This window comes from Streptomyces sp. ITFR-6, from assembly GCF_031844725.1.
Classification (GTDB): Bacteria; Actinomycetota; Actinomycetes; order Streptomycetales; family Streptomycetaceae; genus Streptomyces.
This window is the reverse complement of sequence record NZ_CP134612.1, coordinates 7,947,130-7,971,821: the sequence shown is the minus strand read 5'-3', so window position 1 is coordinate 7,971,821 and position 24,692 is coordinate 7,947,130. Positions and strand designations below refer to the sequence as shown.

Annotated in this window: 29 protein-coding genes; 14 read left to right on the top strand and 15 right to left on the bottom strand. The window is 70.8% G+C overall.

Annotated elements, in window-relative coordinates; genetic code table 11:
* Positions 1–5 precede the first annotated feature (5 nt).
* A complete protein-coding gene (locus RLT59_RS36035; protein WP_311307275.1) occupies positions 6–1,043 on the bottom strand; it encodes an NUDIX hydrolase in 1,038 nt (345 codons plus the stop codon).
* Positions 1,044–1,250: 207 nt separating this feature from the next.
* Here RLT59_RS36035 and RLT59_RS36030 point away from each other — a divergent pair, with 207 nt between their 5' ends.
* On the top strand, positions 1,251–1,427 hold the full coding sequence (locus tag RLT59_RS36030; protein WP_311307274.1) for a DUF8839 family protein: 177 nt from the start codon (positions 1,251–1,253) through the stop codon (positions 1,425–1,427).
* A gap of 74 nt (positions 1,428–1,501) precedes the next feature.
* On the opposite strand, the gene RLT59_RS36025 is transcribed toward RLT59_RS36030, so the two are convergent.
* The 3 genes from RLT59_RS36025 to RLT59_RS36015 all read right to left on the bottom strand — a co-directional run bounded on the left by RLT59_RS36025 (position 1,502) and on the right by RLT59_RS36015 (position 3,394).
* A complete protein-coding gene (locus RLT59_RS36025; protein ID WP_024490055.1) occupies positions 1,502–1,768 on the bottom strand; it encodes an MDR/zinc-dependent alcohol dehydrogenase-like family protein in 267 nt (88 codons plus the stop codon).
* Positions 1,769–1,877: 109 nt separating this feature from the next.
* The gene (locus RLT59_RS36020; protein ID WP_311307273.1) at positions 1,878–2,525 is read right to left on the bottom strand and encodes an NADPH-dependent F420 reductase; all 648 of its coding nucleotides are present in this window, start codon (positions 2,523–2,525) and stop codon (positions 1,878–1,880) included.
* Between the two features lie 56 nt (positions 2,526–2,581).
* The gene (locus RLT59_RS36015) at positions 2,582–3,394 is read right to left on the bottom strand and encodes an inositol monophosphatase family protein (protein WP_311307272.1); all 813 of its coding nucleotides are present in this window, start codon (positions 3,392–3,394) and stop codon (positions 2,582–2,584) included.
* Positions 3,395–3,507: 113 nt separating this feature from the next.
* On the opposite strand from RLT59_RS36015, the gene RLT59_RS36010 reads away from it, so the two are divergent.
* Complete coding sequence (locus tag RLT59_RS36010; protein ID WP_311307271.1) at positions 3,508–4,410, top strand: LysR family transcriptional regulator; 903 nt, start codon at positions 3,508–3,510, stop codon at positions 4,408–4,410.
* A gap of 211 nt (positions 4,411–4,621) precedes the next feature.
* Positions 4,622–6,670 carry an NPCBM/NEW2 domain-containing protein gene (locus RLT59_RS36005; RefSeq protein ID WP_311307270.1) on the top strand — a complete coding sequence of 683 codons (2,049 nt, stop codon included), beginning with the start codon at positions 4,622–4,624 and terminating at the stop codon, positions 6,668–6,670.
* A 118-nt stretch (positions 6,671–6,788) separates the two neighbouring features.
* Here RLT59_RS36005 and RLT59_RS36000 read toward each other — a convergent pair whose 3' ends face one another.
* Positions 6,789–7,745 (bottom strand): ROK family protein, encoded by a 957-nt coding sequence (locus RLT59_RS36000; RefSeq protein WP_311307269.1) that lies wholly within the window; start codon positions 7,743–7,745, stop codon positions 6,789–6,791.
* Between the two features lie 183 nt (positions 7,746–7,928).
* On the opposite strand from RLT59_RS36000, the gene RLT59_RS35995 reads away from it, so the two are divergent.
* Positions 7,929–8,957, top strand: coding sequence for a LacI family DNA-binding transcriptional regulator (locus tag RLT59_RS35995; protein WP_311307268.1), 1,029 nt, complete (start codon positions 7,929–7,931; stop codon positions 8,955–8,957).
* Positions 8,958–8,988: 31 nt separating this feature from the next.
* Here the strand turns inward: RLT59_RS35995 and RLT59_RS35990 are convergent, their stop codons facing one another.
* The 5 genes from RLT59_RS35990 to RLT59_RS35970 all read right to left on the bottom strand — a co-directional run bounded on the left by RLT59_RS35990 (position 8,989) and on the right by RLT59_RS35970 (position 13,498).
* Positions 8,989–10,287 carry a DUF6986 family protein gene (locus RLT59_RS35990; RefSeq protein WP_311307267.1) on the bottom strand — a complete coding sequence of 433 codons (1,299 nt, stop codon included), beginning with the start codon at positions 10,285–10,287 and terminating at the stop codon, positions 8,989–8,991.
* A gap of 168 nt (positions 10,288–10,455) precedes the next feature.
* On the bottom strand, positions 10,456–11,418 hold the full coding sequence (locus RLT59_RS35985; protein WP_311302743.1) for an electron transfer flavoprotein subunit alpha/FixB family protein: 963 nt from the start codon (positions 11,416–11,418) through the stop codon (positions 10,456–10,458).
* 60 nt (positions 11,419–11,478) lie between these two features.
* Positions 11,479–12,264 (bottom strand): electron transfer flavoprotein subunit beta/FixA family protein, encoded by a 786-nt coding sequence (locus RLT59_RS35980; RefSeq protein ID WP_311302742.1) that lies wholly within the window; start codon positions 12,262–12,264, stop codon positions 11,479–11,481.
* 201 nt (positions 12,265–12,465) lie between these two features.
* Positions 12,466–12,972: a flavin reductase family protein gene (locus RLT59_RS35975; RefSeq protein ID WP_311307266.1), complete on the bottom strand. Its 507-nt coding sequence runs from the start codon at positions 12,970–12,972 to the stop codon at positions 12,466–12,468.
* A gap of 199 nt (positions 12,973–13,171) precedes the next feature.
* Positions 13,172–13,498, bottom strand: a complete 327-nt coding sequence (locus tag RLT59_RS35970; protein ID WP_311307265.1) for a TlpA family protein disulfide reductase — start codon at positions 13,496–13,498, stop codon at positions 13,172–13,174.
* A gap of 218 nt (positions 13,499–13,716) precedes the next feature.
* Between RLT59_RS35970 and RLT59_RS35965 the strand changes: the two genes are divergently transcribed.
* On the top strand, positions 13,717–14,439 hold the full coding sequence (locus RLT59_RS35965; RefSeq protein WP_311307264.1) for a lysophospholipid acyltransferase family protein: 723 nt from the start codon (positions 13,717–13,719) through the stop codon (positions 14,437–14,439).
* A gap of 80 nt (positions 14,440–14,519) precedes the next feature.
* Here RLT59_RS35965 and RLT59_RS35960 read toward each other — a convergent pair whose 3' ends face one another.
* The 4 genes from RLT59_RS35960 to RLT59_RS35945 form a co-directional block, all read right to left on the bottom strand.
* Positions 14,520–15,119 (bottom strand): transglutaminase domain-containing protein, encoded by a 600-nt coding sequence (locus RLT59_RS35960; RefSeq protein WP_311307263.1) that lies wholly within the window; start codon positions 15,117–15,119, stop codon positions 14,520–14,522.
* A gap of 75 nt (positions 15,120–15,194) precedes the next feature.
* Positions 15,195–16,274: a threonine aldolase family protein gene (locus tag RLT59_RS35955; protein WP_311307262.1), complete on the bottom strand. Its 1,080-nt coding sequence runs from the start codon at positions 16,272–16,274 to the stop codon at positions 15,195–15,197.
* Positions 16,253–17,020: an SDR family NAD(P)-dependent oxidoreductase gene (locus tag RLT59_RS35950; RefSeq protein WP_311307976.1), complete on the bottom strand. Its 768-nt coding sequence runs from the start codon at positions 17,018–17,020 to the stop codon at positions 16,253–16,255. The genes RLT59_RS35955 and RLT59_RS35950 overlap by 22 nt, the downstream gene beginning before the upstream one ends.
* 26 nt (positions 17,021–17,046) lie before the next feature.
* A complete protein-coding gene (locus RLT59_RS35945; protein WP_311307261.1) occupies positions 17,047–18,444 on the bottom strand; it encodes a DUF6421 family protein in 1,398 nt (465 codons plus the stop codon).
* Between the two features lie 303 nt (positions 18,445–18,747).
* Between RLT59_RS35945 and RLT59_RS35940 the strand changes: the two genes are divergently transcribed.
* Both RLT59_RS35940 and RLT59_RS35935 read left to right on the top strand, forming a co-directional pair.
* Positions 18,748–18,873 carry a hypothetical protein gene (locus RLT59_RS35940; RefSeq protein ID WP_311307260.1) on the top strand — a complete coding sequence of 42 codons (126 nt, stop codon included), beginning with the start codon at positions 18,748–18,750 and terminating at the stop codon, positions 18,871–18,873.
* A 92-nt stretch (positions 18,874–18,965) separates the two neighbouring features.
* Entirely contained in the window at positions 18,966–19,649 is a 684-nt protein-coding gene (locus tag RLT59_RS35935; RefSeq protein WP_311307259.1) for a glycerophosphodiester phosphodiesterase, read from the top strand.
* A gap of 7 nt (positions 19,650–19,656) precedes the next feature.
* On the opposite strand, the gene RLT59_RS35930 is transcribed toward RLT59_RS35935, so the two are convergent.
* On the bottom strand, positions 19,657–20,214 hold the full coding sequence (locus RLT59_RS35930; protein ID WP_311307258.1) for a GNAT family N-acetyltransferase: 558 nt from the start codon (positions 20,212–20,214) through the stop codon (positions 19,657–19,659).
* A gap of 75 nt (positions 20,215–20,289) precedes the next feature.
* Between RLT59_RS35930 and RLT59_RS35925 the strand changes: the two genes are divergently transcribed.
* The 7 genes from RLT59_RS35925 (at position 20,290) to RLT59_RS35895 (ending at position 24,600) form a co-directional block, all read left to right on the top strand.
* The gene (locus RLT59_RS35925) at positions 20,290–20,676 is read left to right on the top strand and encodes a VOC family protein (protein ID WP_311307257.1); all 387 of its coding nucleotides are present in this window, start codon (positions 20,290–20,292) and stop codon (positions 20,674–20,676) included.
* A 143-nt stretch (positions 20,677–20,819) separates the two neighbouring features.
* A complete protein-coding gene (locus RLT59_RS35920) occupies positions 20,820–21,413 on the top strand; it encodes a DUF5134 domain-containing protein (RefSeq protein WP_311307256.1) in 594 nt (197 codons plus the stop codon).
* Between the two features lie 87 nt (positions 21,414–21,500).
* A complete protein-coding gene (locus RLT59_RS35915) occupies positions 21,501–22,436 on the top strand; it encodes a M56 family metallopeptidase (protein ID WP_311307255.1) in 936 nt (311 codons plus the stop codon).
* A gap of 132 nt (positions 22,437–22,568) precedes the next feature.
* Positions 22,569–23,264 (top strand): phosphatase PAP2 family protein, encoded by a 696-nt coding sequence (locus tag RLT59_RS35910; protein WP_311307254.1) that lies wholly within the window; start codon positions 22,569–22,571, stop codon positions 23,262–23,264.
* Between the two features lie 47 nt (positions 23,265–23,311).
* On the top strand, positions 23,312–24,013 hold the full coding sequence (locus RLT59_RS35905; protein ID WP_311307253.1) for an HAD family hydrolase: 702 nt from the start codon (positions 23,312–23,314) through the stop codon (positions 24,011–24,013).
* Positions 24,014–24,083: 70 nt separating this feature from the next.
* A complete protein-coding gene (locus RLT59_RS35900) occupies positions 24,084–24,263 on the top strand; it encodes a hypothetical protein (RefSeq protein WP_311307252.1) in 180 nt (59 codons plus the stop codon).
* Between the two features lie 112 nt (positions 24,264–24,375).
* The gene (locus RLT59_RS35895; protein ID WP_311307251.1) at positions 24,376–24,600 is read left to right on the top strand and encodes a hypothetical protein; all 225 of its coding nucleotides are present in this window, start codon (positions 24,376–24,378) and stop codon (positions 24,598–24,600) included.
* The last annotated feature ends 92 nt before the right edge of the window (positions 24,601–24,692 follow it).

Sequence of the window (24,692 nt, the reverse complement as noted above, 5' to 3'; positions counted from 1 at the left end):
GGGGCTCAGCCCACCGGGACCCCGGCCTCCAGGTTGAACACGACCGACTTCTCGCGGGCACGCAGCGCCCAGCGCAGTCGTTCGTAACGGGTGGGCGGCAGCATGGTGGCCGCCTCCGCCTCTGTGACGAACCGCCAGCCGCGCAGTTCGGAACCGGGCAGCACCAGCCGCTCGGCGTCCCGGTCCGGCAGCAGGCCCCCGTCGAAGAGCAGCCGCAGCCCGCCGTAGCCGGGCGGCTCGGGCGCTTCCCAGTCGATGACCAGCAGTCTCGGTATGCGTTCGAGCTGTATCCCTATCTCCTCCGCGACCTCCCTGATCCCGGCACGGGCCGGTGCCTCGCCCGACTCCACGACGCCGCCGGGGAACTCCCAGCCGGGCTTGTAGGTGGGGTCGACGAGCAGCACCCGGTCCTCCTCGTCGAAGAGCAGCACACCGGCCGCGACGGTCTCCGCGGTCGGGTCGGGTGTCTGCACGATCCCGCAGGCCGGGGCGGCCCCGCTGTGCACGGCCTCTGCTATCCGTACGGCGGTCTCCCTCGGGGTGAGGGCGCTGTTGTCGATGGTGTGGGCGTCCCCGGTGATCCAGTCGAGCGCCGACAGGTAGGGCCCGATGTGCTCGTACGCCCACTGGCGGACCTGCTCGCTGCGTTCGGGGTCGTCGTCGGCTTCCACTCGGTCGGCGATCCGTTGCCGCAGGATCGTTTCCTCAGGTGAGAGCAGCACATGGCGCACCGGAATGCGCCGGGAGGCGAGCCCTCCGAAGATCTCGTCGCGATACTCCTGTCGCAGCAGCGTCATCGGCACCACCAGTACCCCGCCGACCTCGGCGAGCAGGGCCGCCGCGGTGTCCACCACCAGGCGCCGCCAGATCGGCAGGTCCTGGAAGTCGGTCACCTCGGCGAGCCTCTTCTGGGGCAGCAGACTGCGCAGCCCCGCGCCGGTCAGTTCCGGGTCGTAGAAGGTGCTGTTCGGGATCAGATCGATCAGTTCGCGCGCGGCGCTGGTCTTCCCCGCGCTGAACGCACCGTTGATCCAGACGATCACGGTTCCCCCTCTTCCGTAGCCCCCTGTGGCTTGCCCGCATCACCCTGCCGCGAAAACCCGTTCGGGGCGATGCCGTTGTACGAACGCGGCCTTTCATGGCCTCCGTGGACGTCCCGGGGCACGGCAAGCGGCGTCCGCGCAGGCCGTGACGGGGACCGCCCGGACGTCGTTGGAGCGGACAGCAGAACGAACGACAGGGGGTGGACCGTGCTTCGCACCGTGCTTGAGCAGTTCCCCGCAGGGGACCCGCGGGGAAGCTGGCCGGCCGAGGAGTTCGCGGCGGCCCGCCGCGGCGAGGGCGTCGCGGCGGAGGTCGTGATGGATCTGGAGCAGGACGCGTTCCTGGTGGTCGTGGGTCAGCAGCATCCGGACCGGGGCCGCTGAGCGCCCGCCGCCCGGGTGCCGGAGCGGCGGGGCAAGGCAGGGCAGCCGGGAACGCGCGGAACACGCCCTGCCCTTCAGGGCGTGTCGCCCCTCCAGTCCCACTTGTACGGCTCGTTCGGCCTCGGTCCGTACTCGGCCCTGCCGCCGGCCCCGTAGGAGCCGATCTCGGTGATCAGGGCGGAGCCGTCCGCGAGGGCGACCTCCGTCCAGCCCGTCACGTCCAGCAGCAGCCCGTCGAGCGGGCCGCCCACCAGCTCCCGGTAGACACGCCCCGGCCGGGGCCCCGGGTCGGGGTCGTCGTGATCGGCGCCGTACACGCGCCGCCGCATGATCTCGTCCATACCAGCAGGATCGCACCGACCACTGACAGTTCCTCAATCGGCGGGCCCGGGTGACTCGATCGGAGGCATCTCCGCCGCCCGGGGTCTCCGGCCCCGGCTCTGCGCGGGGTCAGCGGGCCACGGTGATGGCGAAGGGCTGGAAGCCGTGCTTGCGCAGGATGTGAGGGACCAGCAGGATCATGGCCTCTGTGGCGCGGGCGGTCGTGATGCCGCCGAGGTCCTCGATCCACCCGGGCTGCCAGCCCAGGTCGCCGAGCAGGCCGGTGACCGTCTTCTTGGCGTCCTCGTCGTCGTCCGACAGGTAGGCGGTCGGCGGGACGGGCAGGGCCCCGGGGGCTGTCATAACCATGAACAGCATGGTGTTGAGGGTCTTGACCACCCGGGTACCGGGCAGGGCGGTCTGGAGCTGTTCGGCGAGACTGCTGCCGGGGTAGCAGAGGTCGCCGGGCAGGCCGTCGTCGGTGTCGCGGGTCGCGTTGGAGACGTCGACGAGGATCTTTCCGGCGAGCTGGGAGCGCAGGCCGGTGAGGCGTTCGAGAGCGGTGTCGCCGGGCGTCGCGTTGATCACGACGTCCGAGGCGCGGACGGTGGTGAGGTGGTCGGCGTACCGGATACGGGGGCCGGTTCCGGCCGCGCGGGCGGCGGCCACCTCCTCCGGGTGCCGGCAACCGAGGGTGACCTGGTGCCCGCTCGCGGCGAGTTCGCGGGCGAGATTGCCGCCGACGCGGCCGGCGCCGAGGATTCCGATGCTGGTCATGATGTTCCTTGGGGTTCTCGGGAGGGATGAGCGGGGCGCGGGACCGGTCTTCCGGGTCAGGCGACCGAGGACAGGGCCTTCAGGGCGGCGGGGTGGACGCCGGGGGCGGCGGCCAGGAAGTCGCGGCCGGCCAGGGTCCAGGGTTCGCCCGCCAGGTCGGTGACGACGCCTCCCGCCTCGGAGACCAGGAGGGCGCCGGCGACCAGCCCGGAACGCACGTCGGAGAACTGCCAGAACGCCTCCATCCGCCCGGCGGCGACGTGGATGAGCTGCAACGTGACGGGGACCGAGACGCGCACGACAAGGCCGTTGACGAGCATGGCGGTGACCGAGTCGCCGATCCGGCGCAGGGTGCGCTCGTCCTCGCCGGGTCTGGCCTGACCCGTGCCGGTCAGGGCGGCCCCCAGGTCGGTCTTGGCGGACGCCTTGAGGCGCACGCCGTTCAGACGGGCGCCGGCTCCCGCGGCCGCGGTGTAGGTGTCGCCGGTCAGTGGCAGGTGGACGACGGTGAGGACCGGCCGGTTGTCGCGGACCAGGGTGGCGGTGACGGCCCAGTCCGACATGCCGTGGACGTGGTTGATGTTGCCCTCCGCAGGGTCGACGGCCCACCACTCCCCCTGCGGGAGCGCACCGCCGGCCAGCTCGTCCTCGGCCCACACCGATCCTGGCCGGGCCCGCAACAGGGGTTCGCGCAGCACGGCGAGGACGGCGTCGTCGTTGGCGTGGATCTCGTCCACGATCCCGGTCAGCCGCACGCCCCGGGCGTGCGGGGTGTACCGGTCGCGCAGCACCGTGCCGGCCGCCGTCACCGCGCCGGTCACCTCGGACATGTGCGTGGAACCGGCGGTGAAGGGCATGGCTGTGGACATGATCGGCTCCTCTGATGCGGTCGATGCGGCGGGTCGTCCCTGCTCGCTCTTCGACCGTAGGCAGCCCGTCGATTAACAGCAAGTGCATGCTTTGCACTTGTAGAGTTACTGTCATGCAACTGGATTTGAATCTGCTCACGGCCCTGGACGCGCTCCTGGAGGAGGGCAGCGTCGCCGGGGCAGCGGCCCGCCTCCACGTCACCCCGCCGGCGATGAGCCGCTCACTGGGCCGCATCCGCAAGGCCACCGGGGACCAGATCCTGGTCCGCACCGGCCGCAGCATGGTCCCCACCGCACACGCGCTGGCGATCCGGGCGCAGGTCCACGACCTCGTACAGCAGGCACAGCTGCTGCTGTCCGCGGAGCAGGACGTGGACCTGACCACGCTGGAGCGGGTGTTCACGGTGCGCTGGCACGACGCCCTCACGGCGGCCTGCGGGCCGGCCCTGATCGCCGCCGTCCACCGTCAGGCCCCCGGCGTCCGGCTCCGGCTGCTGGCCGAACCGGGATCGGGCACGCCGGAGTTGCACCGCGGCGAGATCGACCTCGAATCCAGCTCCACCCGGCCGGCACTGCCCGGCATCCGTTCCCGCCTCGTGGGCGAGGACAAGCTGGTCGTCGCCGTCCGGGCCGGCCACCCGCTCACGGAGGGCTCCATGAGCGCCGGCCGTTACGCAGCCGCGGAACACATCGCCGTCTCGCGGCGCGGACGCCTGCACGACCCGGTCGACGACGCCCTTGCTGTCCAAGGCCTCGAACGCCGGGTCGTCGCGGCGGGCCTGACCGTCACCACCGCGCTCCAACTCGCCCTGCAATCAGACCTGGTGGTCACCCTGGCCGACGCGGTGACCCGCGCCGCCCGCGACCGGCTCGGCCTGCTCACGCTGCCACTGCCGGTTCAGATGCCCGCCATCCCACTCCACCTGGTGTGGCACCAGCGCTACGACAACGATCACGCCCACACCTGGCTACGCGAGCAGGCCGGCCGGACCGCCCAGGCCCTGTTCCAGCCGTGAGACCGACCGCCGCCCCCGAAGGCGACCCAACACAACCGAACGCATGCCTGGATCACACCCTCAACCAGCGTGCCGGTCAAGGGTTTTGACGCGATAACGAACAAACGACACCCCCCTCTTCCAACATACTTCAACAGGCTCTAACATGCTCGCCCGTATTGGCATGCACATGACGTCGCATGATTTGGCACGAGTCCGGAGGAACGTAACGATGCGTCATCTTCCAGCCCGTACAACCCGCACAGGCCCGCGCAGAGTCGTCGGAGCGCTGACCGCAGGCCTTCTGTGCGCGGCGGGTATCGCCTTTCCCGCCGCCGCGGACTCCCCGGGACCCGCGCCCGCCCCGCCGCCCTCGGCGGCCGCGAAGGCGGACAACGGTCTCGCTCTCACACCGCCCATGGGGTTCAACAACTGGAACTCGACCCATTGCCGGGCCGAGTTCGACGAGACGATGGTCAAGGGCATCGCGGACATCTTTGTCGAGAAGGGCCTCAAGGACGCCGGCTACCAGTACATCAATCTCGACGACTGCTGGGCCGTCCCGCAGCGCAACGCGGACGGCAAACTGGAGGCCGATCCGACGCGGTTCCCGAACGGGATCAAAGCCGTCGCGGACTACGTCCACTCAAAGGGACTGAAGCTCGGCATCTACACCAGCGCGGGCACGAAGACCTGCGACAGTGTCGGACTTCCCGGCGCACTGGGACATGAGTACAGCGACGCACAGCAGTTCGCGGACTGGGGCGTCGACTACCTCAAGTACGACAACTGCAACAACCAGGGCGTCGACGCGAAAGAGCGCTATACGACGATGCGGGACGCGCTTGCCGCGACCGGCCGGCCCATCGTCTACAGCATCTGCGAATGGGGGGAGAACAAGCCCTGGGAATGGGCCGCGGAACTCGGCAACCTCTGGCGCACGACGGGCGACATCAACGACAGCTGGAGCAGCATGCTGTCGATCATGAAGCAGAACCTGCCGCTGGCCTCGGCAGCGGGACCGGGGCACTGGAACGACCCCGACATGCTGGAGGTCGGGAACGGCGGGATGACGGACACCGAGTACCGCACCCACTTCTCCATGTGGTCGGTGATGGCGGCGCCGTTGCTCATCGGCTCCGATCTGCGCAAGGCGACGCCCGAGACGTTCGACATCCTCTCCAACCACGAGGTCATCGCGGTCGACCAGGACCCGCTGGGCAAGCAGGGCACCGTGCTCTCCTCCGACGAGGGGCGCTGGGTCATCGCCAAGGAACTGCGGGACGGCAGCCGGGCGGTGGCGCTGTTCAACGAGACCGGGAGCGCACAGCGGATCTCGACGACGGCAGCGGCGGTGGGCCTGCCGCGAGCGGCCGCGTACACCATGCGCGACCTGTGGGAACACACGGACTACAACACGGCGGGCGACATCTCGGCGACCGTTCCGGCGCACGGCACCGTACTGCTGCGCGTGACCGTCGGCAACGCGTGGGCCTCGCATCCCCCGGCCACCGAACTGGGCCTGAGGGGCAGCCCGCTGGTCGAGGCCGGACGTACGGCCGAGCTGACGACCACGGTCACCGACCTGGGCCGCACCCCCGCGCTGAAGGTCTCGGCGGCCCTCACCGGACCGTCGGGCTGGAAGGTCCGCGCCGGCTCCGCGACGACCGCCGCCGCACTGCCCACGGGACGGGCGCTGACCACGCGCTGGCGGGTGACACCCCCGGCCGGCACCGCGACCGGCGGCTACGACCTGACACTCACCGCGCAGTACCGCTCCCCCACCGGAAAAAAGGTCCGGTCCTCGGTGCCCTTCCAGGCCCATGTGGTGGTGCCGCCACCGGCCGGTGGCGGCCATCTGAGCGATCTGCCGCAGCTGTCCGCCTCCAACGGCTACGGACCGGTCGAGAAGGACACCAGCAACGGTGAGAGCGCGGCGGGTGACGGGAACCCGATCACCATCGGCGGCGAGGTGTACGCGAAGGGACTGGGCGTGCACGCGGCCAGCACCGTCGAGTACTACGCGGGCGGCGCGTGCAGCGCCGTGACGGCCCGGGTCGGCGTGGACGACGAGAAGGGCGCCAAGGGCAGCGTGGCCTTCGAGATCTGGGCGGACGGCACGAAGGCGGCCTCCACCGGGGTGCTGACCAACGCGATGCCGGCGCAGCCCGTCTCGGCGGACGTGACAGGCGCGCAGGTCGTCCGTCTCGTCGTCACCGACGGCGGGGACGGCGACGACTCCGACCACGCGGACTGGGGGGATCCCCGGATCACCTGCTGACCGGGAGGCCGGGCGCCCTTCACACGGAGGGCGCCCGGCCAAGGCCCTGGGGGGTGTCCGGCAATTGCCCGCGGTATCGCGGGCCCCGGCACGCACGCTCATGTGTCAGACACCCCCTTTAGACCGGGACCACACCGTCCGTGCCCGTGCGGACCGCGAACGCCGCGGCGGCCGCGCCCACCAGTCCGGCGTCGTTGCCCATGACCGCGGGCGCCACGGCCAGCTGCTGGACGAACGAGAGCGTGGCGTAGCGGCGCAGGGCGCTGCGCAGCGGGGCGAACAGGACGTCGCCCGCACCGGCCACTCCCCCGCCGATCACCGCGATGTCGATCTCGACCAGGGTGGCCGTCGCGGCGATGCCCGCGGCCAGGGCCTGCGCGGCCCGCTCGAAGGAGGCCACCGCCGGCGGGTCCCCCGCCCTCGCGGCGGCCGCGACCGCGGCGGCGGAGGTGTCGCCGTCCGGACCGGGCCGCCAGCCGCTCTCCAGGGCCCTGCGGGCGATGTTGGGGCCGCTGGCGATGCGCTCGACGCAGCCGCGCGAGCCGCACGGGCAGGGATCGCCGTCCAGGTCGACGCTGATGTGGCCGATGTGACCCGCGTTGCCGCTCGGGCCGGGGCGGAGGGTGCCGCCGAGGACGAGCCCGCCGCCGACGCCGGTCGAGACGACCATGCACAGCGCGTTGTCGTAGCCGCGGGCCGCGCCCAGCCAGTGCTCGGCCGCGGTCATCGCGACCCCGTCACCGACCAGCTCGACCGGCAGTCCGCCGGTCGCCCGGCTCACCCGCTCCACCAGCGGGAAGTCGCGCCAGCCGGGCACGTTGACCGGGCTGACCGTCCCGGCTGTGGCGTCCACGGGCCCGGCGCTGCCGATCCCGACGGCCGATGCCCGTCCCCACAGCGGGGAGCAGCTCAGCTCGGCGAGCACGCCGGCGACCGCCTCCATCACCCTGTCCCCGCTCTCGCGGGCGGGCGTCGGGCGCTGCGCGCGTACGAGGAGCTTGCCGTTGCCGTCGACCAACGCTCCGGCGATCTTGGTGCCGCCGATGTCCAGCGCGGCTACGAGGTCGGTATGCATCGGTGTGGGCTCCGGATGGTGAGACAGTGGGACCTGCGGCTTCAGTGAATAGTCTGCATAGTCTCCATTCAGCTGACAACGTTGTCCAGGGCCTATGCTCAAGGCCACAGCCTCCGGCGCCCCCACGCGGTACCCTCCGTGGTCCCGCCGGACCGCCCGCACCCGACGACAGGACAGCGCACCGTGGCCGAGACCACCCGTCACCCCGAGCCCCGTTACGGCAACCGGCCGACCATGAAGGACGTGGCCGCGCGCGCCGGAGTGGGGCTCAAGACGGTCTCCCGGGTGGTCAACAGCGAGCCGGGCGTCACACCCGACACCGAGCGCCGGGTGCAGGAGGCCATCGACGCGCTGGGCTTCCGCCGCAACGACAGCGCGCGGGTGCTGCGCAAGGGCCGCACCGCCTCCATCGGCCTCGTCCTGGAGGACCTCGCGGACCCCTTCTACGGGCCGCTGAGCCGTGCCGTGGAGGAGGTCGCGCGCGCACACGGCGCCCTGCTCATCAACGGTTCGAGCGCCGAGGACCCGAAGCGTGAGCAGGAGCTCGTCCTCGCACTGTGCGCGCGCCGGGTCGACGGGCTCATCGTGATCCCGGCCGGCGACGACCACCGCTATCTGGAGCAGGAGATAAGGGCCGGCATCGCGACCGTCTTCGTGGACCGTCCGGCGGGCCGGATCGATGCCGACATGGTGCTCTCCGACAGCTTCGGCGGCGCCCGCCAGGGCGTCTCCCATCTGATCGCGCACGGCCACCGCCGGATCGGCTTCATCGGTGACCAGCCCCGCATCCACACCGCCACCGAGCGGCTGCGCGGGTATCACACCGCCATGACGGACGCCGGGATTACCGTGCGGGACTCCTGGGTCTCCCTGGGCTCGACGGAACCCGAGCGGGTCCGCCTGGCGGCCGAGACGATGCTGTCCGGACCGGAGCCGGTCACCGCGCTCTTCTCGGGCAACAACCGCGTGACGGTGACCGCTGTGCGGGTCCTGGCGGACCGGGAGCACCCGGTCGCCCTGGTCGGTTTCGACGACATCGAACTCGCGGATCTGCTCGGCATCACCGTCATCTCCCAGGACGCCGCGGCAGTCGGCCGTACCGCGGCCGAACACCTCTTCCGCCGCCTCGACGGCGCCGACCACGCCCCGGTACGGGTGGAGCTGCCCACCAGGCTCATCGCACGCGGTTCTGGCGAACTGCGGCCGTCCTGAGCGGCGGCCGCAGTTCGGCAGGCCCTACCGGCTACGGCGCGGTGACCGTCAGCCCGCCGCGCCGCGGTGAGGCGAAGGCGTCCAGGTCCGCGCGGGTCAGCCCGGTCAGCCGGGCCACCTCCGCGGTGTCCAGCGCTCCGCAGTCGATGCCGCGCAGCAGGTAGCCGCTGAGCGCCTTGGCGGTGGCGGGTTCGTCCATCACGTCGCCGCCCGCCTTGGCCACGTACGCGGCGAGCCGGGCCGCGGCCTGTTCCAGGCCCTCGCGGTAGAAGGTGTAGACGGCCGCGTAACGGGTGGGCAGATGCGCCGGGTGCATGTCCCAGCCCTGGTAGTAGGCGCGCGCCAGAGCACGCCGCGTGAGTCCGTAGTGCAGCCGCCAGGCTTCGTGGACCTGCGCGCTCCGGCCGACGGGGAGGACATTGGTCGAGCCGTCGGAGACCCGTACGCCGGTGCCGGCGGCGGCCACCTGCATGACGGCCTTCGCGTGGTCGGCCGCCGGATGGTCGCTGGCCTGGTAGGCGGCGCTGACTCCGACGCAGGCGCTGTAGTCGAACGTGCCGTAGTGCAGACCGGTCGCCCGGCCCCGCGCGGCGTCGATCATCCGGGCGACCGCGGCGGTGCCGTCGGCGGCCAGGATGGACTGGCTGGTCTCGATCTGGATCTCGAAGCCGATCCGTCCGGCGGGCAGACCGTGCGCGTCCTCGAAGGCTTCGAGGAGCTGGACGAAAGCGGTGACCTGTTCGGGGTACGTCACCTTGGGCAGGGTGAGGACGAGCCCCTCGGGCAGGCCGCCCGCCTCCATGAGGCCCGTGAGGAAGACGTCCGTGGTGCGGATGGACCGGTCCCGTACGGCGGCTTCCATACACTTCATCCGGATGCCCATGTACGGGGCGGCCGTGCCGTTCGCGTATGCCTCGGAGACCAGCCGGGCCGCGCGGGCGACGGTCTCGTCCTCCTCGGCGTCGGAGCGGGGGCCGTAGCCGTCCTCGAAGTCGATCCGCAGGTCCTCGACGGGCTCCCGCTCCAGCTTGGCGCGTACCCGGTCGTGGACGGCCCCGGCGAGCTCGTCCGGGATGCCGAGAACCGCGGCGAGGGAGTCCGCGTCGGGGGCGTGCTCGTCGAGCGCCTTCAGCGCCTGGTCGCCCCAGGAACGGATGGTGCCGGCGGTGAAGGTGTCCCCCGGTACGTAGACCGTGTGGACGGGCTGACGGGTCCCGGGGTCGCCGGGGTAGCGGCGGGCGAGCTCGGCGTCCACCTCTGCGAGGGAGGCGCTGATCCCGTCGCTGACCGCTCCGGCGAGACTCGTCGCCACCTTCTCCTGCTGACCCATTTCCGCACCCTCCACGCTCTCGTTGTTTCCGCTTCCCGGAATCAACAATCCGTATAGTGAAGTTATAAGGCCTCCGCACCCGCGTCAATGGTGATCGGAAACGGTGCGGGGCCGCGCGGTGTGTTCACCGTGCGGCCCCGGGCCGTTGGATCGTGGTGCGGGTGCGGGTCAGCCCTTGCGGGTGTTGACCTCGTCGGTCAGCTGCGGCACGACATCGAAGAGGTCACCCACGACGCCGTAATCGACGAGATCGAAGATCGGCGCCTCCGCGTCCTTGTTGACCGCGACGATCGTCTTCGACGTCTGCATCCCCGCCCGGTGCTGGATCGCACCCGAGATACCCGACGCGATATACAGCTGCGGCGAGACCGACTTACCGGTCTGACCGACCTGGTTGGTGTGCGGGTACCAGCCCGCGTCCACCGCCGCCCGAGAGGCACCCACCGCCGCACCCAGCGAGTCCGCGAGCGCCTCGATGATGCCGAAGTTCTCCGCACCATTGACACCCCGGCCACCCGAGACCACGATCGCGGCCTCCGTCAGCTCCGGACGCCCCGTCGACTCACGCGGCGTACGGGACACAACCTTCGTACCGGTGGCCCGCTCCGAGAACGACACCGTAAGGGACTCCACCGCGCCGGCGGCCGGAGCCGCCTCGACCGGCGCCGAGTTCGGCTTCACCGTGACAACCGGAACACCCCTGGAAACACGCGACTTCGTCGTGTACGAAGCGGCGAACGCGGACTGCGTGGCCACCGGACCCTGCTCACCCGCCTCCAGATCCACCGCGTCGGTGATGATGCCCGACCCGATCCGGACCGCGAGACGCGCCGCGATCTCCTTGGCCTCCGCCGAGGAAGGCAGCAGCACGGCGGCCGGGGACACCGCGTCGAAGGCGGCCTGCAGCGCGTCGACCTTCGGCACGACCAGATACTCGGCGAACTCCGGTGCATCCGCGGTCAGCACCCTGACCGCACCGTGCTCGGCCAGTGTGGCGGCCGTGTCCGCGGCACCCTTGCCCAGAGCGACAGCGACCGGCTCACCGATACGGCGGGCAAGCGTCAGCAGCTCCAGGGTGGGCTTGCGGACAGCACCGTCCACATGATCGACATAGACAAGAACTTCAGTCATGGAACTTCAATCTCCTGCGATTGAGACGAACGACGAAACGGGGATGAACAGCGCGACGACTCAGATGAACTTCTGCCCGGCCAGGAACTCCGCCAGCGCCTTGCCGCCCTCGCCCTCGTCCTTCACGATCGTGCCCGCCGTACGGGCCGGACGCGCGGCCGCGGAATCCACCGCCGTCCAGGAACCACCCAGACCCACCTCATCCGCCTCGATCCCCAGATCATCCAGATCCAGCGACTCCACCGGCTTCTTCTTCGCCGCCATGATCCCCTTGAACGACGGGTAACGCGCCTCACCCGACTGGTCGGTCACCGACACCACCGCCGGCAACGACGCCTCCAACTGCTCCGACGCCGTGTCACCGTCCCGACGCCCCCGCACCACACCGCCCTCCACCGACACCTCGGACAGCAGCGTCACCTGCGGCACCCCCAGCCGCTCCGCGAGCAGCGCCGGAACCACACCCATCGTGCCGTCCGTCGACGCCATCCCCGAGATCACCAGGTCGAACCCCGTCTTCTCGACCGCCTTCGCCAGCACCAACGACGTACCGATCACATCCGTGCCGTGCAGATCGTCGTCCTCGACATGAACAGCCTTGTCCGCACCCATCGACAACGCCTTGCGCAACGCGTCCTTGGCATCCTCCGGACCCACCGTCAACACGGTCACCTCCGCGTCATCGGCACCGTCCGCGATCTGCAACGCCTGCTCGACCGCGTACTCATCCAGCTCCGACAACAGCCCGTCGACATCCTCACGATCCAACGTCAGGTCATCGGCGAAATGCCGGTCACCGGTCGCGTCGGGCACGTACTTCACACAGACAACGATCCTCAAGCTCACGCCGGCTCTCCTACTGCATCGTCATTTCCGGGCTGCCTTGTTGCACGCAGCATAGGCGCCTGATGGGGCGATTTCCGGTCGGTGCGACCGACGCTCCGACCGTAATATTACTCGCCAGTACATCCAGTACCTGCCCCATGGGCAAGCGCTGTGAACTGTGATCTGTCCAACGCCGGCCCGCCCCGTGCCACCAAGGCGTCCTCAGTCTCGCAGAGCGGTGAACCGGCCCTGGTGGTAGACCAGCGGGCGCCCGGAACCGGACGGATCCCCGACCACCGCCTGGGCGATCACGATCCGGTGGTCGCCCGCGGGAATCCGTGCCACGACCCGGCAGACCAGCCATGCCAGCACGCCGTCCAGCAGCGGGACGCCTTCCGGGCCACTGCGCCAATAGGTGGACGGGCCGAACCGGTCGGCGCCGCTGCGCGCGAAGGTGGCGGCCAGTTCCTGCTGGTGCTCACCGAGTATGTGAACCCCGATGTGCTCCGCCTCCGCGACGACCGGCCAGCTGGAGGAGGAGGTGCCCACGCCGAAGGAGATGAGCGGTGGCTCGGCGGCCACGGAGTTGAGGGAGGTCGCCGTGAAGCCGACCGGCCGGTCACCGACCGCGGTGATCACCGCGACTCCGGCGGCGTGCTGCCGGAACACGGAGCGCAGGAGGTCAGGGGATGCCGTGCGGGCGTTGCCGAGCCCGGGTGATGCCGTCATGGGGGTGTCTTCCTTCTGCGCGTCGGAGGTACGGGGCCGTGGATGCTCAGGCATCCGGACAGCGCGCACTCGCGCAGCGGGCGAGATCGACGTGGACCCGGCCGTGGAGAAGGAGTACTGGCGGCATAGCGTCAGACTGACGATGACTGGTGGGTGCGGTCAAGACCGTCCCGCAAGGTGGGAGATGCGTCACGGTCCGTCATATCGCCCGTCCCAGTGCGGCCACGACATCGGCGGTGCGCGGCTGTCCGGTGGCCCGTCGGACGATGCGGCCGGAGGCGTCGAGCACCAGAACGGTCGGGGTCGCGCTGATGCCGAGCTCGCGCACCAGAGTGAGATGCGCCTCTGCGTCGATCTCCACGTGGGTGACGCCTTCGACCATGGCGGCCACCTCCGCGAGCGTGCGACGGGTGGCCCGGCACGGCTGGCAGAAGGCGCTGGAGAACTGCACGAGTGTCGCCCGCTCCCCCAGTTCCACGCCGAGTTGGGCGATATCCAGTCTGTTCACCCGTACCTGCCCGTCCATCTTCGGCCTCCTGCCGGAGCCCTGCCCAAAGAGTCAGCACCCCCGGCCGCCAGGACATTCCCGGCCGTTCCACGTGACGAGAATCTCGCGCCCCGCGCCCGCCGAGACTGGCCAGCGCGACGCGCATGGGGCACGATCGGCCCAATGCCGAAAACCTACGGCTGCGTAACTTCCGCCGGGAGAACCCTCCCCAGGCGCTGAAGAAGGGTTTCCCCCAGATGGCAGAACTCGTCTATCGGCCGGTCATCGGCGCCGCTCGTACGTTTTTCAAGGCGCTCGACCTGAAGATCGACACCCAGGGTTCGGAGCACATCCCGAAGACTGGTGGCGCGGTTCTGGTCAGCAACCACATCAGCTATCTGGACTTCATCTTCACGGGTCTCACGACGCTGCCGCAGAAGCGGCTCGTCCGCTTCATGGCGAAGGAATCGGTGTTCCGGCACAAGATCTCCGGGCCGCTGATGCGCGGCATGAAGCACATTCCCGTGGATCGCAAGCAGGGCGAGGACGCCTATGCGCACGCCCTCGCCTCGCTGCGTTCGGGCGAGATCGTCGGGGTGTTCCCCGAGGCGACGATCTCGGAGTCCTTCACGCTGAAGAACTTCAAGTCGGGTGCCGCGCGGCTGGCCCAGGAGGCCGGGGTGCCGCTGATCCCGATGGCGCTGTGGGGAACGCAGCGGCTGTGGACCAAGGGCCGCCCGCGCAACTTCAGGCGCAGCCACATCCCCTTGACGATCCGCGTCGGCGAGCCGATGGAGGCCCCCACCGACCAGTACGCGGGCGCGATCACCCGCCGGCTGCGGGAGCACGTGCAGGAGCTGCTCGAAGCCGCCCAGCGCGCTTACCCGGTACGCCCGAGGGACGCGAACGACACCTGGTGGGTGCCCGCGCATCTGGGCGGTACGGCCCCGACACCCGCCGAGGTCCGCGAGCGGGGCTGACGCGGGCCGGAGTGACGTTTCACAGGAGTGACGTTTCGCCGGAGTGACGTTTCAGCTGCGGCCGTGAACCGGTCGGCGGTTCAGAGCGCCACCGGAAGGGTGCGCCAGAGCCGGACCCGGTCGGCCGCGGGCCGCAGGCCGTGCAGAACCAGCGGATGCGGTGCGGCGTAGAGCACCGGGTAGTCCACTTCGTCGAACTCCGGCCGCACGGGCCAGGCCAGCCGCTCCTCGTCGAGCGAGAACCGCGTGTCCACGCCCGGCCGGTTGCCCCGCGGGTCCTGCCGGTCCCAGCGGTTCCGGCCGGGCAGCCGCAGCGCGATCAGCCCGTGCACCGGCCCGGGGTCCCCGTTGTCGTCCGCGAGCCGCTGGTAGCAGAGGGCCGTCGGGATGCCCTCCGCGCGCAGCAGAGCGGCCAGGGCGTGGGACTTGGTGTGGCAGATGCCGTTGCGGGTCGCCAGCACGTCGGAGGCGCGCCAGGGGGCCCACGTGTCGCCCGAGTCGGCGGAGTGCGTGATCGTGTCGCGTGCGAAGTCGAAGGCGGCAGCCGCGCATGCATATGCGTCATCGGTTGCGCCGCGCAGCTGCGCGGCCGTCTTCCGGACCAGTGGGTGGTCGTGGTCGATGGCCTCGTCGGCTGCTAGGTAGGCCGAGTTCCCGGGGACCTGCTGAATGAGCTCCATGGCCGCCGAGCGTAGATATGCGGCCGACCGGGAGTCAATCACTTTCCGGTCGAGCGCATAATCATGCAGCGAGTGCTAGGCCGCCATCTCTTCCTTCAGCGCGAGGACGAAGGCGTCGACATCGTCCTCCGTGGTGTCGAAGGCGCACATCCAGCGCACGTCCCCGGCCTTCTCGTCCCAGAAGTAGAAGCGGAACCGCTTCTGCAGCCGCTCGCTCACCGCGTGCGGCAGCCGGGCGAAGACGGCGTTGGCCTGGACCGGGTAGAGGATCTCCACGCCGCCCACCGCGCGGACCCCCTCGGCCAGCCACTGGGCCATCGCGTTGGCGTGCCGGGCGTTACGCAGCCAGAGGTCGCCGGCGAGCAGCGCCTCCAGCTGTACCGAGACGAAGCGCATCTTGGAGGCGAGCTGCATCGAGAGCTTGCGCAGATGCTTCATGGCACGGACGGCGTCGGGGTTCAGGACCACGACCGCCTCACCGAAGATGGCACCGTTCTTCGTGCCGCCGAAGGAGAGCACATCGACGCCGACGGCGTTGGTGAAGGTGCGCATCGGCACGTCCAGCGAAGCCGCGGCATTGGCTATCCGCGCCCCGTCGAGGTGGACCTTCATGCCGTGCCCGTGGGCGTGCTCGCAGATGGCGCGGATCTCACCGGGTGTGTATACGGTTCCGAGCTCGGTGTTCTGGGTGATCGAGACGACCTGCGGCATGGCGCGGTGCTCGTCGTCCCAGCCGTACGCCTGGCGGTCGATGAGCTCGGGCGTGAGCTTGCCGTCCTCCGTGGGCACCGTGAGCAGCTTGAGGCCGCCGACCCGCTCCGGTGCGCCGCCCTCGTCCACGTTGATGTGCGCGGACTCGGCGCAGATGACCGCACCCCAGCGGTCGGTCATCGCCTGGAGCGAGACCACGTTGGCGCCGGTTCCGTTGAACACCGGAAAGGCTTCGGCGGTGGGGCCGAAGTGGCTGTGCATGACGCGCTGGAGGTGACCGGTGTAGTCGTCCTCGCCGTAGGCGATCTGGTGGCCGCCGTTGGCGAGGGCGAGGGCCGCGAGGATCTCCGGATGGGTCCCCGCGTAGTTGTCACTGGCGAAGCCGCGTACCTGCGGGTCGTGATGACGACGGGCGTCGGTCCTTAGGGTTGCGGGGTCAGCCACAGGCGCTTTCCGTTCACTTCCGGGGCGGGCCGGTCCCAGACGCCGGCGATGGCATCGGCCAGTTCCTTGACGTCGGTGAAGCCCGCGAACTTCGCATTCGGGCGCTCGGCGCGCATGGCGTCGTGCACCAGTGCCTTCACGACCAGGATCGCAGCCGCGCTGCGGGTCCCGTCCTCGCCCCCCGCCTTGCGGAAGGCGTCCGCGAGCGCGAGGGTCCAGGCCTCGGCCGCGGCCTTCGACGCGGCGTACGCGGCGTTGCCCGCGGTGGGATTGCTCGCGCCGGCCGCGCTGATCAGCAGGTAGCGGCCGCGGTCGCTGCGCTGGAGGCCCTCCTGGAACGCGAGCGAAGTGCTCTGGACGGTGCGGATCAGCAGTTTCTCCAGCAGCGTCCAGTCGGCGAGGTCGGTGTCCGCGAAGGTCGAGCTGCCGCGCCAGCCCCCCACCAGGTGGACCAGGCCGTCGATCCTGCCGAACTCCTTCTCCGTCCGGTCCGCCCATTCCCGGGCCGCTCCCAGGTCGAGCAGATCCACGGTGTCGCCGGTGACCGTCGCGCCGCCGTGGGCGTAGCGGGCCGCGTCCACGGCCTCCGCGAGGCGGGTCGCGTTCGCGTCCGAGGCGACGACGACCGCGCCCGCCTCGGCGAGCCGGAGCAGCGTGGCCCGGCCGGCCGGACCCGCCGCTCCCGCCACGGCGACCACGGCCCCTTCCAGCGCACCGCTCCCGCTGTCCTTGCCGTTTCCGTTCATGGCCACCGCCTCCTCGCTCCGTGTGCTCACGCGGCCGCCTGCCCGGCGTCCGCGGCGGTGATGCCCTTGGTGGAGGCGATCACGTTCTTCAGCTTCTTGGAAAGCGCCTCATAGAACATGCTCAGGGGAAACTCGTCCGGAAGCACGTCGTCAACGAGTTTGCGGGGCGGCTGGGAGAGGTCCAGGGCGTCGGGACCCTTGGCCCAGCGGGATCCGGGGTGCGGTGCCAGGTAGGTGGAGACCAGGTCGTACGCGGCGAACCAGTGGACGAGCTTCGGGCGGTCGATGCCGTCGCGGTAGAGCTTCTCGATCTCGCCGCAGAGCTGGTTGGTGATCTGCGGGGCCAGCTCCCAGTCGATCTTCAGGGTGTTGTCGGTCCAGCGCACGACATCGTGCTTGTGGAGGTACGCGAAGAGGAGCTGGCCGCCGAGACCGTCGTAGTTGCGGACGCGCTCGCCGGTGACCGGGAAGCGGAACATCCGGTCGAACAGCACGGCGTACTGCACGTCGCGGCCCTGGCCGAAGCCGTCGGCCTCCAGCTTCACGGCCTCCCGGAAGGCGGTGAGGTCGCAGCGCAGCTCTTCGAGGCCGTACATCCAGAACGGCTGGCGCTGCTTGATCATGAACGGGTCGAACGGCAGGTCACCGTGGCTGTGGGTGCGGTCGTGGACCATGTCCCAGAGCACGAAGGCCTGCTCGCAGCGTCGCTGGTCGCCCACCATCTCGCGGATGTCGTCGGGCAGCTCGACGCCGAGGAGCTCGACGGACGCCTCGGTGACCCGGCGGAAGCGGGCGGCCTCTCGGTCGCAGAAGATGCCGCCCCAGCTGAAGCGCTCGGGGGCCTCACGCACCGCGATCGTCTCCGGGAAGAGCACCGCGGAGTTGGTGTCGTAGCCGGAGGTGAAGTCCTCGAAGGTGATCCCGCAGAACAGCGGGTTGTCGTAGCGGGTCGCCTCCAGGTCCGCGAGCCACTCGGGCCAGACCATCCGGAGCACGACCGCTTCGAGGTTGCGGTCGGGGTTGCCGTTCTGCGTGTACATCGCGAAGACGACCAGGTGCTGCAGGCCGTCGGCGCGCCCCTTGGCCGGCTGGAAGGCGAGCAGCGAGTCGAGGAAGTCGGGGATGCCGAAGCCTTCGGACGCCCAGCGGCGCAGGTCCTCGACCAGGGCCCGGTGGTACGCGGCGTCGTGCGGAAGCAGCGGGGCAAGCTGTTCGACAGCGGCGGTGACCCGTTCCAGGGCCGCCCCGGCGACGGCGGGCGAAGGCGCGCCCTCGGCCCCGAAGTCAATGGACCCGTCCTTGGACTGCCAGGGGCGGATCTCCTCCACGGCATTCTTGAGCGCAGGCCAGGCCGGGTGATCGATCACCCGCTGGGCGGCAGATATGCCGTTGGCTGCTACGTCGTGCACAAGAATTTCCGTCATAACACTTCCTCCACGGGAGAACCTCGCGTCAAGTAACCGTATCGGTCTGCGGTTCCCCGAGACAAGTGGAGTCATGGAAATTATCCTGTCCGACCCCATGGTCACCGCGTTTTTTCCTGTCGCGTGGCAGTGCGGGACCCCTTCGTTGCGCCAGTACCCATGGGAGGGGTGGTCCGACAACTCCGCGCGGGACACGCCCACGCATGAGTGACGCAGTTCGCGGAGCACGCGCCGCGGCCGATAGGACGGACGGCGTCAGCTCTTCCCGTACCACCTTCCCGCAGCACTCCGGAGAACCACCGCGTGAGCATCCGTGCCGTCCTGATCGCCGCAGTCATCACCGGGTTCCTGCTCGGTGCAGCCGATGTCCGGGGTTACGGCGCCCCGCTCCCCCGCCCGGCCGCCCCGCTCGCCGCTACGGGGTACTGAGGGCCGGAACGGGGTCATGCCGCGGCGCCCTGCGGGTAGTGGGTATGAGCAGAACACGGGGAGACGCCGTCGAAATCGGAAGCGAGAGTGCCTTGTCTTTTCTCACCATCGGTCACCGCGGCGTGATGGGTGTCGAACCGGAGAACACCCTGCGTTCGTTCGTCCACGCCGAGCAGGCCGGGATGGACCTCATCGAACTGGATCTTCACCTGAGCAAGGACGGCGCCCTCGCCGTCATGCACGACGCCGACGTCGACCGTACGACCGACGGCAAGGGCCCGATCGCCGAGAAGACCAGGGCCGAGCTGCGCGGACTCGACGCCGGCCAGGGCGAACGGGTCCCGTTCTTCGAGGAGGTCCTGGACGCGGTGGGCTCCGCGATGCAGGCCGAGATCAAGGACGTGGCCGCCGCCCGCACCCTGGCCGAGGTGATGCGGCGGCGCGAACTCGTCGACCGGGTCGAGGTGATCTCGTTCCACGACGAGGCCATCGCCGAGATCGCGCAGTTGGTGCCGGGGGTGCGGACGGCGCTCGTGGCCAGCCGCTGGGGCAAGGACGTGGTGGACCGCGCGAAGGCGGTGGGCGCCACCCGGCTGGTGCTCAACGTCCGGCGCATCACCCTGGAGCTGGTCGAGAAGGCGCACGCCGAGGGGCTGACCGTGGTCGGCTGGGTGGTCAACACCCAGGACCACCTGCGGCTCGCGCGCGGACTCGGGCTCGACGGCGCGACGACCGACTTCCCGGAGATCCGCCGCGCGGGCCGCTTCACCGCATAGCCGCTGGTCAGCCGGCCGGCAGGTCCTTGACCAGCAGTTCGAAGGCGAGATCGTCGCGCTGCGGGATCCCGAAGCGCTCATCGCCGTACGGGAACGGACTCATCTTTCCCGTACGGCGGTAGCCGCGGCGCTCGTACCAGGCGATCAGGTCCTCCCGGACCGATATCACGGTCATCTGCATCTCCCGCACCCCCCAGCTCTCCCGGACGGTGCGCTCGGCCTCCGCGATGATCACCTTGCCGAGGCCGCCGCCCTGGAGCGAGGGGCGGACCGCGAACATTCCGAAGTAGGCGGTTTCTCCCCGGTGCTCCAGCTGGCAGCAGGCGACCGGCGCGCCGTCGCGCTCCACCACGAGCAGCCTGCTGCGGGGGTCCTCCACCACCGCACGGACCCCCTCCGGGTCGGTCCGCTGCCCCTTCAGGATGTCCGCCTCCGTGGTCCAGCCCGCACGGCTGGAGTCACCGCGGTACGCGGCCTGGATGAGCTCCACGAGTGCGGGCACATCCGCGTCGGTCGCGTCGCGGAAGGTCAGCTCTCCCGAGTCCCGGGGCGGTGCGGTGTCCATGAGGGGTCTCTCCGATTCTCCGTGTAGCCGTGCCGCAGCAGCGTAGCTCTCCGGAACCGGCCTACGCTCCGGAGCATGGTTCATGTGCTGAGCAGCCGGATCCTGTTGCGCCCCACGGATCCCGAACGGTCACGTGTCTTCTACGGGGAGTCCCTCGGCCTGCCCGTCTACCGGGAGTTCGGTACCGGCCCCGAGCGGGGGACGGTCTACTTCCTGGGCGGCGGTTTCCTGGAGGTGTCCGGCCGGGGCGACGCGCCACCGTCCCCCGGGCTGCTGCTGTGGCTCCAGGTGGCCGATGTGCGGGCGGCGTACGAGGAGGTGTCGGCCCGGAGCGTGGAGGTGCTGCGGGCGCCGAGGCGTGAGCCCTGGGGGCTCGACGAGATGTGGATCTCCGATCCGGACGGGGTCCGGATCGCCGTCGTCGAGGTGCCGGAGGACCATCCTCTGCGGTTCAGGCCCTGACGTCCGGGACCGCTCGCACCAGGCGCATCCGCAATACACCACCGCCGCGCGCTCCCCCAGTACTCCAGTGCGCCGCGTACAGGCGTCCGGCCCCGGGCATCGACTAGGCGACGGCGAAGTCGTTCGCCCGGGGGAGGTCTGCTGTGCATGGACCGGCGATGTCCGGCTGGCTGCTGATGGCGTTGTGCGCGCTGACGGGCGCGTACTGCCTGCTGCGTACCCGCGCCGGGACCGGCGAGGAGCGCAGAACGGCGCGCGCGGAGGCGCTGATGGGCTTCGGCATGGCCGCCATGGCGGTGCCCGCCGCCGTCTTCGCCCCGCCCGCGTGGGCATGGGCCGTGTACGCGGCACTGTTCGGCGTCGCCGCCCTGCGCGCCCTCTGGTTCTCCCGCCGCAGCGGTCACCATCTGCATCATCTGGTCGGTTCGTCGGCGATGGTCTACATGGCCGTCGCCATGGCGGGCCCGGGAACGGCGGCCCACGGCGGTCACGGCGCCCACACCATGGCCGCGGCCGGGGGCGTTCCGCTGCTGACCGGGCTGCTCCTCGTCTACTACGCCGCCTATGTGCTGCGTTCGGGCGCCCGGCTGATCCCGGTGGCCGTGACGGCGAGCGGTGGCGGGGTGGTGGCCGGTGGCGGGCCGGTGCCGGGGGGCTGGGCGGCCCGGCCGGAGCTGGCCCTGGCCTGCCGCCTGACCATGGGGATATCCATGTTCGCGATGCTGCTCACCCTGTGAGACAGCGGGCCCGGCAAACCGTGGCGTACGTCACTTGCCGAGCGCAGCCATACCCGTGTGAACCGTGCCCCTCATAGGGTGACGCCCATGTTGGTCTCCCTCGCGCTGCTGCTGCTCGGTGCACTGGCCGCCGTCGTGACCCCGCGGCTGATGGCGCGGGCCGAATGGCCGGAGCGCGAGCCCGTTGTGGCGCTGTGGGTGTGGCAGTGCGTGGTGGCCGGCGTGCTGATCTCCTTCGCCCTGTCCATGACGTTCAGCGCCGCCGCGGCCTGGCAGGCGGTACGAGGCCATGTGTTCGCGCCCGCGCCGCACGCCGTGGTCGAGGCCTACGCCCTGGCGGCGTACGGACCCTGGTCGGCCGTGATGGCCGTGCTGCTGGCACTGGGCGGGGTGTGGACGGCCGCCATGCTGACCCGCGAGATCCGCCGGTCGCGGCGGCGGCGCAGGCAGCGGCGCGCCGAACTCCTGGTGCGTTCCCCGCTGATGCCCGGCGAGGAGCCCGGCGCGGAACGGCTGGTGGTACTGGAGGGCGAGCGCCCCGACGCCTGGTGGCTGCCCGGTACGGCGCCCCAACTGGTCATCACCACCGCAGCGCTGGGAAGGCTGAAGGGCCGTCAGCTCGATGCGGTGCTCGCCCATGAGCAGGGCCACGCGAAGGCGCGCCACGACTGGCTGCTGAACTGCTCCGCGGCGCTGGCCTCCGGTTTTCCGCAGGTGCCGGTGTTCGCGGCGTTCCGCGGTGAGATGCACCGGCTCGTCGAACTGGCCGCCGACGATGTGGCGTCACGCCGCTTCGGCCGGCTGACGACCGCCCTGGCACTGGTCGAACTCAACGAGGACCGGGGCGTGTTCGGCCCGAGCCCGACACCGGACGCGCAGGTGCCGCTCCGGGTCGACCGGCTGCTCGCCCCCGCCGGGCGGCTCACCGCGGCCCGTCGGCTGCGGCTCACCGCGGCGGCCGCGCTCGTCCCGGCGATCCCCCTGCTGGTCGCGCTCGTTCCGGCGATCAGCGCGCTGGGCTAGCGGCACACCTGCCGACGGGACACGCTCGCAGCCTGGACGCGGCCTCCGGGGCACGACCTCCGGGCCAGGACACGTACGGGGCCGGGGCAGCGCGAATGGCCCGGTACACCTCGTGTCGGAGAGGATTCCCCCATGCTCTCCTCCCCGCCGCTCCCCCGTCCGGACCGCATCCGCACCTCCCGGCAGGCCCTGCGGACCGGGACGGTCTGTGCGGTCCTCTTCCTGGCACTGCTGGTCCTGATGGCCGCGCGGTGGTCTCCGCTGATGAGCCTGGACCGCACGGTCGTCGAAGCGCTCCACCGGCGGGCGGTGACAGAGCCCGGTCTCGTCCACGTCAACCGGGTGCTGACGGACTGGCTGTGGGACCCCTGGACGATGCGCGCACTGATCGCCGTCGCCGTGGTGGGCCTGTGGTGGCGCGGCGCCCGGCTGCTCGCGGTCTGGGTCGCCGCGAGCAGCGTGCTCTGCAGCCTGCTCCAGCAGGCGATCAAGGCGGCTGTGGACCGGGAGCGGCCCCAGTGGCCCGACCCGGTGGACTCCGCCCACTACGCGGCGTTCCCCTCCGGACACGCGATGACCGCCACGGTGAGCTGCGGGCTGCTGCTGTGGCTGCTGCGGCGGCACGGCGCCGGCCCGGGGATGTGGCGGGCGGCCCTGGTGGCGGCGGGGGTCTCGGTGCTCGGGGTCGGTGCCACCCGGCTCTACCTGGGGGTGCACTGGCCCTCGGATGTGCTGGGCGGGTGGCTGCTGGGGGCCGCGCTGGTCGCGTTCACGGTGACCGGATTCGAACGGTACGGGGCCCGTGAGCAGCCTTCGGACGACGCCTGAACAGGCATCCTTGCGGCGCCGTCGGCGCATCGGCGAGGATCGTGGCCATGCCGATCAAGGGTGTGCTCTTCGACTTCTCCGGGACGCTGTTCCGGAACGAATCCGTCCGGTCTTGGCTCTCCGCCGCCCTCTCCGAGCGGAAGGTGAGCGTGGACGAGGCCGCCTTCGAGCGGTACGCGCGGGAGCTGGAGGCCACCGGCGCGCTGCCGGGCGGGCCCGCTCCGCAGCGGGTTCCGGAGCACCTGGCGGAGGTCTGGGCCTCCCGTGACAGGAGCGCGGACGCGCACCGGGCCGCGTACACCGGGCTGGCTCGCCAGGTCGCACTGCCGGATCCCGGGCTGTACGACGCACTGTACGACCGGCACCGGACGCCGGAGGCCTGGTGCCCGTATCCGGACGCGGCCGAGGTGCTGGGCGCGCTGGCCTCGGGCGACGTCCGGATCGGCGTGGTGAGCAATATCGGCTGGGACCTGCGGCCGGTCTTCCGGGCACACGGTCTGGACGCCTTCGTGGACGCGTACGTACTGTCCTTCGAGCACGGCACCCGGAAGCCGGACGCACAGCTTTTCCACACGGCCTGCACACTTCTCGGACAGCATCCGACGGATGTGGTGATGGTCGGTGACGACCGGCACGCGGACGCGGGGGCCGCCGCGGTGGGCTGCGAGGTGCGGTTCGTGGAGCACGCGCCGCTGGCCGAGCGGCCGCACGGGCTGCTGGAGCTCGGATTGGCGCCCGGGGTTGCCTGAGGAACATGTGAGAGATGTCCCTTGCGCGCAATGGGTCTGATAGTCACATCCGGGCCTTAGCCTGGTAGGTATGTCCCCGACTCCGTGCCCGTCCGGCTCCGTGCGTTCCGCCGCAGTGGTGAATGAAGACATTCGCCGGCTGTGGCAGCGCTCGGGCGGACATCTTTCGCCGGAGGACGAGGAGGAGTACCAGCGACTGCTGGTCGAGTGGGCCGCGGCCACGGGCGCCGGCAACCGGTCCGCGGCCTGAGCGCCGTCCGCCGGGCATCCCCGCCCATCCTCCGCGCGCCTCCCTGATACGCCCCCGCGCCGGGTTTCCGGTTCACGGTGCGGCGGCCTCCGGCGCGTCGCACCCTGGAGGCATGACACCTCCCCCGATCGTGATCTTCCGCCCGTCCCCCTCAGGCGGGCGACGCGTCACCGTGCAGCGCGGCGGGCGGGTCCAGATACTCGGCCTCGCGCACTCCGACCACGATGTGATCGTGTTCCTGGAGGGCGCGGGGCTCGACGACCCCGAGCGGATTCTGGACAGCCCCGAGTGGGTCGAGTGGCGGGGCGGCCGGGCACACCGGTACGAGGCGGCCTGAGACATCCGGTGTCCGGCGATCCCCGGCGTCGCCGGAACCGCCGGATCCCGCCGGGTGAGGCACCCGGCGGGATCCTGTGGCGGTGACGCGCG